Genomic DNA, 12483 nt, shown 5'->3' on the forward strand with positions numbered 1-12483 from the left:
ATGCTGCGCGCACAAGACCTGAAGCTGACCTTCAACCCCGGCACGCCGATCGAGACGCGGGCGCTGCGCGGGCTGAGCCTGGAGATTCCGTCGGGCCAGTTCGTCGCCGTGATCGGCTCGAACGGCGCCGGCAAGTCGACCTTCCTGAACGCCATCAGCGGCGACCAGATGGTCGACGCCGGCTCCATCACGATCGACGGCAACGATGTCACGCGCAAGCCCGCGTGGGACCGCGCGCCGCTGGTCGCCCGCGTGTTCCAGGACCCGATGGCGGGCACCTGCGAGGCGCTGACGATCGAGGAAAACATGGCGCTGGCGATGGCGCGCGGCTCGCGCCGGGGCTTCCGCCCGGCCCTGAACCGTTCGTCGCGCGAGCTGTTCCGCGACAAGCTGCGGCTGCTGAACCTGGGGCTGGAAAACCGGCTGACCGACCGCATCGGCCTGCTGTCCGGCGGCCAGCGCCAGGCGGTCAGCCTGCTGATGGCGTCGCTGCAGCCCTCGCGCATCCTGCTGCTGGACGAGCACACCGCCGCGCTGGACCCGAAGACCGCGGCCTTCGTGCTCGAGCTGACAGCTCGCATCGTCGAAGAAAACAAGCTGACCACCATGATGGTGACCCACAGCATGCGGCAGGCGCTGGACTACGGCCAGCGCACCGTGATGCTGCACCAGGGCCAAGTGGTGCTCGACGTCGCGGGCGAGGAACGCAAGGGCCTCGACGTGCCGGACCTGCTGCGCATGTTCGAGCGCAGCAGGCACGAGCAACTGGACGACGACGCGCTGCTGCTGGGCTGATTCGTCCGTCCCTCGCTGGTTTGGCAAGCAAAAACCCCGGCCTTGGCCGGGGTTTTTTGCTTGCTGCCTGGTTGAATCGGGCGGTTGGATCGGGCGGTTGGATCGGGCGGTTGGATCGGGCGGTTGGATCGGGCGGTTGGATCGGGCGGTTGGATCCGGGGCTAATCAGGCCGTCGCCGCCTTCGCCAGCCACCGCTCCAGCTGGTCCGTCACCGCGGTGCTGGAAAACGAGCAGCTGTCCTGCGCGAACACCGCCGACATCTCGAGCCGGCGCAGCAGTTCCTCCATCGCCTGGCCGAACACCGGCGGCAGCGTCAGCGCCGGCGCCTGCTCGCGCCAGGCGCGCACCAGGGCGTCGGCGGGCAAGGCGCCGGCACGATGGCGGTCCAGCGCTTCGCGCATGGCGCGCAGCGGCGCCTGGTTGGGGTGATTGCTCGCGGGATTGCTCCGATCGGCCGGGTTGGCCTCACGGGTCGGGTCGGATGGTTTCGCCGGATCGCTCATGCCTTCGCCCTCCTCTCCTTGTAGAGGTCGCGGAAGGTACGGCCGCTCGGCGCCGGCATGTCGCGCGTATCGGTCCAGCCCCGGCCGCCCAGCGGCAGCTTGCCGATGCGTCCGTCGTTGCGGCCCATGCGCGCCAGCAGGCCAGCCCCGAGCCGCGTGGCGAAGGCGTACAGGCCCGGCCGCCTGGCGACATAGCCCCAGGCGCGCAGCGCCCAGCGCTCCTGCCAGGGCCGCATGCCGCGCTCCATCTGCTTCTCGCGCAGCTTGCGCAGCAGGTCCGACAGCGGGATCGACGCCGGGCAGACGCGGTTGCACTCGCCGCACAGCGTGGCCGCCTGCGGCAGGTCGATGGCATTGCCCAGGCCCACATAGCTGGGCGTCAGCACGCTGCCCATCGGCCCCGGATAGACCCAGCCATAGGCGTGGCCGCCGATCTTCTGATAGACCGGGCAGTGGTTCATGCAGGCACCGCAACGGATGCAGCGCAGCATCTCCTGGAAGTCGCCGCCGATCAGGCCGGTGCGGCCGCCATCGACCAGCACGAAGTACATATGCTCGGGGCCGTCCTGCTCGCCGGGCGCGCGCGGGCCGGTCAGCAGCGAGAAATAGTTCGAGATCGCCTGCCCGGTGGCCGAACGCGGCAGCAGCCGCATCACGGTGGCCAGGTCCTCCAGCGTCGGCAGCACCTTCTCGATGCCGGTGACGGCCACGTGCACGCGCGGCATCACGGTACACATGCCCTCGTTGCCCTCGTTGGTCACCACCGCCACCGAGCCGGTTTCCGCGATCAGGAAGTTGCCGCCCGTCACGCCCATATCGGCCGACAGGAACTCGGGGCGCAGCACCTCTCGCGCTTCGCGCGTCATGTCGGGGATCTCGGTCAGCCGCGGCTTCTGGTGGACCTTGGCGAACAGATCGGCGATCTCGTCCTTGTCCTTGTGCACCACCGGCGCAATGATGTGCGACGGCGGCTCGGCATCGTTGATCTGCAGGATGTATTCGCCCAGATCGGTCTCGATGCTCTGCACGCCCAGCTCGCCCAGCACCTCGTTGAGCCGCATCTCCTCTGTCACCATCGACTTGCTCTTGATGACCTTGCGCACGCCGTGGCGCTGCGCGATCTCGCCGACCAGGCGCGCCGCGTCGGCGGTCGTCTCGGCGAACAACACCGTGGCGCCGCGGCGCGTGGCGTTCTCCTCGAACGTCGCCAGCCAGACGTCCAGATTGGCCAGCGCGCGGTCGCGGCGCTCCTTCAGCGCCTCGCGCGTGGCGGCGAAATCGATGTCCTCGATCGCCGCCGCGCGCGCGGTGACGAACTTGGTCGACAGCTTCTTCAGGTTCTGCTGCAGGCGCTGGTCGGCCAGTTTCTGGCCGGCGCGCGCCTTGAATTCCATGCTGTGGACTTGCATGCGTGGGGGCCTCTTGCGGGATGCGGCGTGGATCCGCGATCGATGCGGGGGTCAGGCGTCGCCGGCCAGGACCTGGGCGATATGCAGCACGCGGGTGCGCGTATCGCCGGTCCGGCGCAGGCGGCCTTCGATATTGAGGATGCAGCCCAGGTCGCCGAGCACCACCGCCTCGGCGCCGCTGGCGGCGATATTGGCGCACTTCTCGTCGACGATCGCGGTCGAGATATCGCCGTACTTGACCGAGAAGGTGCCGCCGAAACCGCAGCAGGCCTCGCAGTCCTTCATCTCGGTCAGCTGCACGCCTGGGAGCTTGCCCAGCAAGGCGCGCGGCTGCTGCTTGACGCCGAGTTCGCGCAGGCCCGAGCAGGAGTCGTGGTAGGTCACGTGGCCGGAAAAGCTGCTGTCGAGCGTGTCGATGCGCGCCACGTTGACAAGGAAATCGGTCAGCTCGTAGACCCGCGTGCGCAGGCGCTCGTAGCGGCCGTTCAGTTCGGGATCGTTGCGCAGCAGGTCGCCGTAGTGGTGCAGGATCATGCCGCCGCAGGAGCCCGACGGCACCACCACGTAGTCGAACATCTCGAACTCGCGCAGGAATTTCTCGGCCAGGTCGCGCGAGGCGGCGCGCTCGCCGGAGTTGTAGGCCGGCTGGCCGCAGCAGGTCTGGGCCTCGGGGACCATGACCTCGTAGCCGGCCTTCTCGAGCAGCTTGAGCACCGAAAAGCCGATCTCAGGCCGCATCAGGTCCACCAGACAGGTGACGAACAGACCGACTCGCATGGTTTCCTTACCTTTTTCCAGACCCAAAACCCCGCAATTATGCGCTTTTGCGCCGCGGGTTCGCCACTGCGGCGAGCCGCCACGGCCGCTTTTTATCGCCCGCCGGCGCGTTCCGGGGACCTTCCGCTGCCCCAATTTGGGGCTTTCGATGTGCCGAATGCCCGACTGTGACATTTCACGTATTGAAATTTTCACGATGCGAGATAGAATCAGGCAGTCGCTTAATATGCCGCATGGCAACAATTTCCCCCATGGCTGAAGCAGAGAAGGAACCCGGCAAGACGTCGATCCAGGTGATCGAACGCATGATGACGCTGCTCGATGCGCTCGCGCGGCATGCCGATCCGGTCAGTCTGAAGGAACTCTCCCAGGCTACCGGGCTGCATCCCTCGACGGCACACCGCATCCTCAACGACATGGTCGCGTGCCGCTTCGTCGATCGCTCCGATCCGGGCAGCTACCGGCTCGGCATGCGCCTGCTGGAGCTCGGCAATCTGGTCAAGGCCCGGCTTTCGGTCCGCGAGGCGGCGCTGGCGCCGATGCGCGCGCTGCACCGCGTCACCGGCCAGACCGTCAACCTGTCGGTGCGCCAGGGCGACGAGATCGTCTATATCGAACGCGCCTACAGCGAGCGCTCCGGCATGCAGGTGGTGCGCGCCATCGGCGGCCGCGCCCCGCTGCATCTGACCTCGGTCGGCAAGCTGTTCCTCGCCGCGGACGAGGTCGCGCGGGTGCGCAACTACGCCACGCGCACCGGCCTGGCCGGCCATACCCGCACCTCGATTACCGACTTGTCGAAGCTGGAGCGCGAACTGAACTGGGTCCGCACCAACGGCTATGCGCGCGACAACGAGGAGCTCGAGCTCGGCGTGCGCTGCATCGCGGCAGGGATCTACGACGACTCCCGCCGGCTGGTGGCGGGCCTGTCGCTGTCGGCGCCGGCGGATCGGCTGCAGGACAGCTGGCTGCAGAATCTGAAGGAAACGGCGTTGCAGATTTCGCGCGGCATGGGCTATACCGCCGATAGTGACGTGTAGCGGCATGCGGCGGGGCGCAGCCTCGCGCCCGCCCCTTGCAGCCGGCCCTGCCCGCCCTTGCTGCCGCCCCTCACGCCACGCCCCGGAGCGCGATCCCACGCGCTCCGCCCCCTCCCGATATCGACAGACAGCACACGACGAGATGCAAGACTCCGGTTTTCTGCCGCGCCTGCTCGAGGCGCTGGGACCCGATGTGGTGACCACCGATGCGCAGGCGATCGCGCCGTGGCTGAGCGACTGGCGCGGGATCTACCGGGGCGATGCCCAGGCCGTGGTGCGGCCCCGCGATACCGACGAAGTCGCGCGCTGCCTGGCGCTGTGCCAGCAGTGGCGCGTGCCGGTGGTGCCGCGCGGCGGCAACACGGGGCTATGCGGCGGCGCCACGCCCGACGACCGCCCCGCCAACGTGGTGCTCAGCCTGGACCGGATGAACGCGATCCGCTCGGTCGATACCATCGCCAACACGATGGTGGCCGAGGCCGGCTGCATCCTAGGCAATCTGCGCCGCGCGGCGCATGACGCGGACCGCCAGCTGCCGCTGTCGCTGGCCGCCGAGGACTCGTGCCAGATCGGCGGCAACCTCGCCACCAATGCCGGCGGCGTCAACGTGGTGCGCTACGGCATGGCGCGCGAGTTGGTGCTGGGACTGGAAGCGGTGCTGCCCGACGGCGAGGTCTTCCACGGACTGCGCACGCTGCGCAAGGACAACACCGGCTACGACCTGAAGCAGCTGCTGATCGGGTCCGAAGGCACGCTGGGCGTGATCACCGCCGTGGCGCTGCGGCTGCTGCCGCGCACCGATCAGCGCGCGGTGGTGCTGGCCGCGGTGGAATCGCCGCAGCAGGCGCTGCAGCTGTTCTCGCTGCTGTATTCGCGTTGCGGCGCGCGGCTGCAGGCCTTCGAATTCTTCACCGGGCCGTGCCTCGATCTGGTGCTGACGCATGCCGAGGGCGTGCAGGCACCGTTTGCCGACCGCCATCCCGCCTATGTGCTGGTCGAACTGGCCGACACCACCGACGAGGCGGGGCTGAATTCGCTGCTGGAAGCGACCATCGGCGACGCGCTTGAACAGGGCCTGTGCCTGGACGCGGCGGTGTCGGCCTCGCTGAGCCAGGTGGAGGCGATGTGGAAGCTGCGCGAGGAAATCTCCGAAGCGCAGCGCGCCGACGGCCCGCACCTGAAGCACGACATCTCGCTGCCGATCGAATCGATCCCGGTGTTCATGGAGCGGATGGAGGCGCGGCTGCAGCAGTTGGATGCGGCGATCCGCCCCTTCGTGTTCGGCCACTTCGGCGACGGCAATCTGCACTACAACCTGTCGCGCCCCGCCGGCGCGCCCAGGGGAGTGGGCGACGACCCACGGCGAGGCCGTCACGGCGGAGGTACTGGACGAGGTCATGCGCCATGGCGGCAGCATCAGCGCGGAGCATGGCATCGGCCAGCTCAAGCGCGAGTATTTCCACCGCTACAAGGATCCGCTCGAACTGCGCTTGATGGTCGGCATCAAGCGGCTGCTCGATCCGGCGGGCATCATGAATCCGGGCAAGCTGCTTTGATCGGCTGACTGCCGCCAGGCCAGGCAGCCGGCCAATCGGCCTGCGGGTTCCCCCAAACGACGACGCGCCCTCGAGGGGCGCGTCTTTCGTTGGGTCTTTCGTTGCGGGAGGGGCTCGCCCGCCCCGCCGTTCAGATACCGCGGGCCTGCTGCGACGTCAGCACGTAGTGCGGCGAGTTGGCTGGGCCTTGCGTTAGATTGGGCGTGCTCGGGAAGCGGTTCGGCGCCGACGGCGGCGAATGCTCGAGCCAGTCGCGCACGCGGTTGGCATCGGCGAAGCGCGTCAGGTTGCCGGACGAGTCCAGGAACACCATCACCACATCGCGGCCGCCGATGCGCGCCTGCATCACCAGGCAGCGCCCGGCTTCGGAAATGAAGCCGGTCTTCTGCAGGCCGATGTCCCAGTTGCCGCCGCGCACCAGGCGATTGGTGCTGACGTAATGCTGGGTGCGGCCGAGCACGTTGACTTCATGCTCGGTCTGCGTCGAGAACGCGCGGATGGTCGGATTGCGATAGGCCGCCTTGACCAGCCGGGCCAGGTCCAGCGCCGACGAGACATTGCTGCTCGACAGTCCGCTCGAATCGACGAAGTGGGAGTCGTTCATGCCCAGCTCGCGCGCCTTGCGGTTCATCGCCTGCACGAAGGCCGGCAGGCCGCCCGGGTAATGGCGGCCGAGCGCCGAGGCGGCACGGTTTTCCGACGACATCAGCGCCAGCAGCAGCAGTTCCTGCCGGGTCAGCTGCGTACCGAAGCGCAGACGCGAGCTGCTGTGCTTTTCGGTGTCGCGGTCTTCCTCGGTAATGGTCAGCACCTCGTCCATCGGCAGGCGCGCGTCCATCACCACCAGCGCGGTCATCAGCTTGGTGATCGAGGCGATCGGCAGCACCGCGGCGGCGTTCTTCTGGAACAGGACTTCGTTGCTGTTCTGATCCATCACCAGCGCGACGCTGGAGCGCAGCGACAGCGCATCGTCGGTATCGCGCAGTCCAAGCGCCTCGCCCAGCGAGGGGCGCGACGGCGGCGTGAAGGCGGCGCGCACGGGCGCGGCTTGGCGCTGGACCAGAATGACCTTGCGCTTGCCATTCTTGGAAACGATGACCTTGCGGCTGGTGGTCTTGGCGACGGTCGAGCGCTTCGACGCGTTGCTCGCCTTCGTCGACTTAGTCGACGACTTTGACGATTTAGCCGAGGATTTTTGGACTTTAACGACCTTTTCGGTCTTTTTAGCGGATTTAGACGATTGACTCGCCGCCTCCGCCATGGGCGCGGCAATCAGCGCCGCCGACACCAGCATGGTCGCCGCCACGGAGGGCAGAGGCAGGGTGCCGAGAAATCTCAGAAATGGGAGGTCGAACCGGGACATGATTCTCGGGCGCGCATCGGGAATGGCGCCAGTGTAGAAAAAAAGAATTTGTTAGCAAGATTAATGACTTACACAGCGGACTTAAAGTTTCCATTACAGACATTTCCGTAATACGAAAAATAAGACGCTTGCAGCACATGGAAATCTGCATGACGCGGCCTCCGGGCCCGGCAATCTTCCGCCCTGCGCACGCGCATGCCTCACTAACGTCAGATCTGGCGGGAAATTGAGGGGTCGGCGAGAGAGCGGCCGCGTCATCTCGATCAGCAACGCGCGAAACCGTGTTCCGGTTCACATCCGCACTGCAACATTCGTCGCGCGGCGCGCTTCCCTGCCCTGCCCCCGATACCGGGCGCGAGGGACAGGCGGGTACGGCACCTGCGCGCGTTCACGTTCACGCTCCTACCGATCCGCAGCCGCCACCAGCAGCGGCTCCAGCGCCTTGCGCAACGGCTCCGGCAAGGCGACCGGGCGGCGCGTCTGGCGATCGACATAGACATGCACGAAGTGCCTTGCGCGGCGGCGCTGTCCTCGCCCTCGCGAAACAGCCCCACCTCGTAGCGCACGCTGCTGTTGCCGAGCCGCGCGACGCGCAGACCCGCGACCACCGTTTCGGGAAAGCTAAGCGAGGCGAAGTAGTTGCACTGCGTCTCGATCACCAGTCCGATGGTGTCGCCTGCCTCGATGTCGAGCACGCCGCGCTCGATCAGGTAGCGATTCACCACGGTGTCGAAATAACTGTAGTAGACAACGTTGTTGACGTGGCCATAAACATCGTTGTCCATCCAACGCGTGGTGATCGGCAAGAAGTGGCGATAGCAGTCGCGGGTCTGGGCTTGCGGCTTCATGGCAGGCAATAACGGTGAGCGGGAAGGAAGGTTGGAGGCTGGCCGTTCAAGCCCGGCGCGGCGACGCCGCCGCACCGCGCATCACCAGCGCGACGCCGGCGGCGGCGAGCGCCATGCCGGCGGCGGCCATCGGCGGAAAGCGTTCGTCGAACAGCAGCCAGGCCATCACGGCCGTGGTCGGCGGCGTCAGGTACATCAGGCTCGATACGCTGGTCGCGGCGCCGCGCCGGATCAGCACGAACAGCAGCGAGATCGCGCCGATCGACAGCGCCACGATCGACCATGCCAGCGCGCCGATCATCTCGGCGTTCCAGTCGACCTCGCGCGTCTCGAACAGGAACATCCACGGCAGGCAGGCCAGCGCCGCCGCGGTGAACTGGATCAGCGAGCCCATGCGCAGGTCGAACACCGGGCAGCGATGCTTCTGATACAGCGTCCCCACGGTGATCGACAGCAAGGCGCCGACGGCGAGCAGCACGCTGAACGGTGTCGCCGCGCCGACCGACAGCTTGCCGGCCACGACCAGGCCGACGCCGACGATGCCGAGCAGCAGGCCGGCCCACTGCCAGCCACGAAGACGCTCGCCGAGACGCAGCGAAATCAGCGCGGTCAGCAGCGGCTGCATGCCGACGATCAACGCCGCCATGCCGGCCGGCATGCCGAGCTTGACCGCGGCCCAGACGCCGCCCAGATAGCCGGTCTGCAGCAGCAGCCCCGCCAAGGCAATGCGGCCGATCATGGCCCAGTCCACGCGGCCGTCGCGCCGCGGCAGCGGCACGCGCGCCAGCGCGACGAACGGCACCATCAGCACCACCACGCCGGCAAAGCGCAGGAACAGGAAGGTCATCGGCTCGGCATGGGGCATGCCGTACTTGGCGACGATAAAGCCCGTGCTCCAGATCAGCACGAACAGCCAGGGCATCGACACCAGCCACACGTTGGCGCCGGTGGATGCGGTGCGGCCCGGGGTGGTTTCCGCGGCAGGCCTCATGCGCGCCCCTGCAGGCATACGGCCACCGCGAAGCGGTTGTCGGGAGATGGAATCGCGATGCCGGGAAGGCGGCAAGGGGCGGCTTGGCGGGACATCGGCAAGATCGGTGGAAACGGGCGGGCCGCGCGGGGCTGGGCGCGGAGCCCCTGCCCCGCCCTGACGGAACGGAATGCGCGATGGTAGCACCGCCCTGTTCGTCACGTGTCCGGGGACGGCTTGAGTGACCCAAGGTCGGCAATGTGACGAAGTCGCCAGGGGGTTTACCCCAGGCTGGTTGTGCGATGCACAAAAACCGCTTGACACACCAAACATGGTCCATACAATACGGAATTGTTGCGACGCACCATTGCCCGAAAGACGGTTTCCGGACCGGCCGATCGGCGCTCTGGAGCGGAACGCACAAAACCATTCACGCGCCTGGGCTGGCCACCGCAACGTCACGGCCTTGACATCTAGGCGACCTATTTTTGAGTTCGCTTGAACTCGACTTCATTCTGATGGAGACCAGCATGTCCTTTACCCCCGAACAAGTTGCCGCCGCCCACAAAGCCAATCTGGAAACCCTGTTCGGTTTGACCACCAAGGCCTTCGAAGGCATGGAAAAGCTGGTCGAACTGAACATGCAAGTCGTCAAGACCACCCTGGCCGAAAACGTCGAGCACGCCAAGCGCACGCTGACCGCCCGCGACGCCCAGGAACTGGTCGCGCTGCAGGTTTCGCTGATCCAGCCGGTCGCCGAAAAGGCCGTGGCCTACAGCCGCCACGTGTACGAAATCGCGGCCGACACCCAGTCGGAATTCACCCGCGTCGCCGAAGCCCAGCTGGCCGAAAGCTCGCGCAACGTGCAGAGCCTGGTCGACAACTTCGCCAAGAACGCCCCCGCCGGTTCGGAATCGACCGTGGCGATCGTGAAGTCGGCCATCTCGGCCGCCAACAACGCCTACGAGTCGGTCCAGAAGGCCACCAAGCAAGCCGTGGAAATCGCCGAAAGCAATTTCCAGGCGGCCGCCACCGCCGCCACCAAGGCTGCCCAGCAAGCGAGCGCCACCGCCCGCACCGCTGGCAAGAAGACCACCGCAGCCTGATCGCGCTGGCTGGTGCTCCCTCGCGGGGCACCAAGCGTCTACGCTGACCTCCGAAGCCCGGCATTCATGCCGGGCTTTTTTATTGGCTTCGGCACCATGGCCGGCTCGCCGGCCTGACGCCGCGGGAGTTTTTCGGGGTGGCCTGGTGGCCGACCGCCCTGCCAACTCGGGGCGCAGCCGCCGACGGCCGTTCGGCAATGCTGGCGGTTAATTGCGTTATCAAATAGAACAAGGCCCGCCATCCCGGCGGGCCCTGTCTGTGCTGCTACAACCGCCCGTTCAGCGCTTGCGCGGCGGCGGGACGTCCGTGCAGACGCCCTCGTAGATTTCCGCCGCCATGCCGATCGACTCACCGAGCGTGGGGTGCGGGTGGATCGTCTTGCCGATGTCCACCGCGTCGGCGCCCATCTCGATCGCCAGGCACACTTCGCCGATCAGGTCGCCCGCGTGCGTGCCGACGATGCCGCCGCCGATGATGCGGTGGGTTTCCTCGTCGAACAGCAGCTTGGTGAAGCCCTCGTCGCGGCCGTTGGCGATCGCGCGGCCCGAAGCGGCCCACGGGAATACGCCCTTGCCGTACTTGATGCCCTGCGCCTTGCACTGTTCCTCGGTCAGGCCGGCCCAGGCCACTTCCGGATCGGTATAGGCCACCGACGGAATCTGCTTGGCATCGAAGTAGGCCTTCTCGCCGTGCGCGGCTTCCCGCGGCCACGTGCGCCTCGTGCACGGCCTTGTGGGCCAGCATCGGCTGGCCGACGATGTCGCCGATCGCGAAGATGTGCGGCACGTTGGTGCGCATCTGGCTGTCGACCTCGATGAAGCCGCGGTCGGTCACCGCGACACCGGCCTTCTCCGCGCCGATCCGCTTGCCGTTGGGCGCACGGCCCACCGACACCAGCACCAGGTCGTAGCGCTGCGGCTCCGCCGGGGCCTGCTCGCCCTCGAACTTGACGTAGATGCCATCGGCCTTGGCTTCTACGCCGACCGTCCTGGTCTTGAGCATCACCTTGTCGAAGCGATGCTTGTTCATCTTCTCCCAGACCTTGACCAGATCGCGGTCCGCGCCCTGCATCAGGCCGTCGAGCATTTCGACGACGTCGATGCTGGCGCCCAGCGTGCTGTAGACCGTGGCCATTTCCAGCCCGATGATGCCGCCGCCGATCACCAGCATGCGCTTGGGGATCTCGCGCAGTTCCAGCGCGCCCGTCGAGTCGACGATGCGCGGATCTTCCGGGATGAACGGCAGTTTCACCGCCTGGCTGCCGGCCGCGATGATGGCCTTGTCGAAGCGGATCACCGTCTTCTTGCCGGTGGTGTCCTTGCCGTCGCCGGCGGTTTCCTCGACCTCGAGATGATGCGGGTCGAGGAAGGTGCCGACGCCGCGCACCACCTGCACCTTGCGCGCCTTGGCCATGCCGGCCAGACCGCCGGTCAGCTTGCCAACCACCGATTCCTTGTACTTGCGCAGGCCGTCCAGGTCGATCTTCGCCTCGCCGAACACGATACCGTGCGCGGCCAACGCCTTGGCCTCGTCGATGATCGCGGCGTTATGCAGCAGCGCCTTCGACGGGATGCAGCCGACATTCAGGCAAACCCCGCCCAGGCTGGCATAGCGCTCGACCAGCACGGTATTCATGCCGAGGTCGGCGCTGCGGAAGGCCGCCGAATAGCCGCCCGGGCCGGCGCCCAGCACCAGCATCTCGCACTGGATATCGGCGCCGCCGGCATGCGTTGCCGCAGCCGCAGCCGGTGCCGGTGCCGGTGCCGATGCGGCTGCGGGAGCGGGCGATGCGGCCGGAGCCGGCGCGGGAGCCGGGCCGGCAGCAGCCGGAGGCGCTGCGGGTGCCGGCGCCGCGGCCGCGGCCTGCGCCTCCACCGTGCAGATCACCGTGTCCTTGGCCACCTTGTCGCCGACCTTGACCTTGACCTCGACGACCTTGCCCGCCGCCGACGACGGCACGTCCATGCTGGCCTTGTCCGACTCCAGCACGATCAGCGACTGCTCCTGCTCGATCGTGTCGCCCGGCTTGACCAGGACCTCGATCACCTCTACCGCGTCGAAATCGCCGATGTCCGGCACCTTGACTTCGATCACACTCATGCTTTGCTCCTGTGGCC

General features: G+C 67.2%; 8 protein-coding genes and 3 pseudogenes. 4 read left to right on the forward strand and 7 right to left on the reverse strand.

The genetic code is table 11. From position 1 onward, the window contains the following. Entirely contained in the window at nucleotides 1-795 is a 795-nt protein-coding gene (locus tag OJJOAM_RS02520; protein ID WP_422648773.1) for an ABC transporter ATP-binding protein, read from the forward strand. 165 nt (nucleotides 796-960) lie between these two features. On the opposite strand, the gene OJJOAM_RS02525 is transcribed toward OJJOAM_RS02520, so the two are convergent. The 3 genes from OJJOAM_RS02525 to OJJOAM_RS02535 form a co-directional block, all read right to left on the reverse strand. Then, complete coding sequence (locus tag OJJOAM_RS02525) at nucleotides 961-1197, reverse strand: hypothetical protein (RefSeq protein ID WP_422649475.1); 237 nt, start codon at nucleotides 1195-1197, stop codon at nucleotides 961-963. A 98-nt stretch (nucleotides 1198-1295) separates the two neighbouring features. Further along, entirely contained in the window at nucleotides 1296-2708 is a 1413-nt protein-coding gene (locus OJJOAM_RS02530) for a LutB/LldF family L-lactate oxidation iron-sulfur protein (protein ID WP_422648774.1), read from the reverse strand. Nucleotides 2709-2759: 51 nt separating this feature from the next. Beyond that, nucleotides 2760-3485 carry a (Fe-S)-binding protein gene (locus OJJOAM_RS02535; RefSeq protein WP_422648775.1) on the reverse strand — a complete coding sequence of 242 codons (726 nt, stop codon included), beginning with the start codon at nucleotides 3483-3485 and terminating at the stop codon, nucleotides 2760-2762. A 251-nt stretch (nucleotides 3486-3736) separates the two neighbouring features. Here OJJOAM_RS02535 and OJJOAM_RS02540 point away from each other — a divergent pair, with 251 nt between their 5' ends. Beyond that, complete coding sequence (locus tag OJJOAM_RS02540) at nucleotides 3737-4522, forward strand: IclR family transcriptional regulator (RefSeq protein ID WP_006578410.1); 786 nt, start codon at nucleotides 3737-3739, stop codon at nucleotides 4520-4522. Between the two features lie 142 nt (nucleotides 4523-4664). Continuing rightward, a pseudogene (locus OJJOAM_RS02545) lies at nucleotides 4665-6078 on the forward strand (FAD-binding oxidoreductase). A gap of 130 nt (nucleotides 6079-6208) precedes the next feature. Here OJJOAM_RS02545 and pbpG read toward each other — a convergent pair. The 3 genes and pseudogenes from pbpG to OJJOAM_RS02560 form a co-directional block, all read right to left on the reverse strand. Continuing rightward, entirely contained in the window at nucleotides 6209-7441 is a 1233-nt protein-coding gene (gene pbpG / locus OJJOAM_RS02550) for a D-alanyl-D-alanine endopeptidase (protein ID WP_422648776.1), read from the reverse strand. 402 nt (nucleotides 7442-7843) lie between these two features. Beyond that, nucleotides 7844-8289: pseudogene (locus OJJOAM_RS02555) on the reverse strand (acyl-CoA thioesterase). Nucleotides 8290-8335: 46 nt separating this feature from the next. After that, nucleotides 8336-9280 carry a DMT family transporter gene (locus OJJOAM_RS02560; RefSeq protein ID WP_422648777.1) on the reverse strand — a complete coding sequence of 315 codons (945 nt, stop codon included), beginning with the start codon at nucleotides 9278-9280 and terminating at the stop codon, nucleotides 8336-8338. Nucleotides 9281-9789: 509 nt separating this feature from the next. On the opposite strand from OJJOAM_RS02560, the gene OJJOAM_RS02565 reads away from it, so the two are divergent. Beyond that, nucleotides 9790-10365: a phasin family protein gene (locus OJJOAM_RS02565; RefSeq protein WP_149318958.1), complete on the forward strand. Its 576-nt coding sequence runs from the start codon at nucleotides 9790-9792 to the stop codon at nucleotides 10363-10365. Between the two features lie 279 nt (nucleotides 10366-10644). On the opposite strand, the pseudogene lpdA reads toward OJJOAM_RS02565, so the two are convergent. Further along, nucleotides 10645-12466, reverse strand: a pseudogene (gene lpdA / locus OJJOAM_RS02570) (dihydrolipoyl dehydrogenase). Nucleotides 12467-12483: the final 17 nt, after the last annotated feature.

The sequence above is a fragment of the Cupriavidus sp. H18C1 genome (assembly GCF_049311595.1).
In the GTDB taxonomy this organism is placed as follows: domain Bacteria; phylum Pseudomonadota; class Gammaproteobacteria; order Burkholderiales; family Burkholderiaceae; genus Cupriavidus; species Cupriavidus cauae.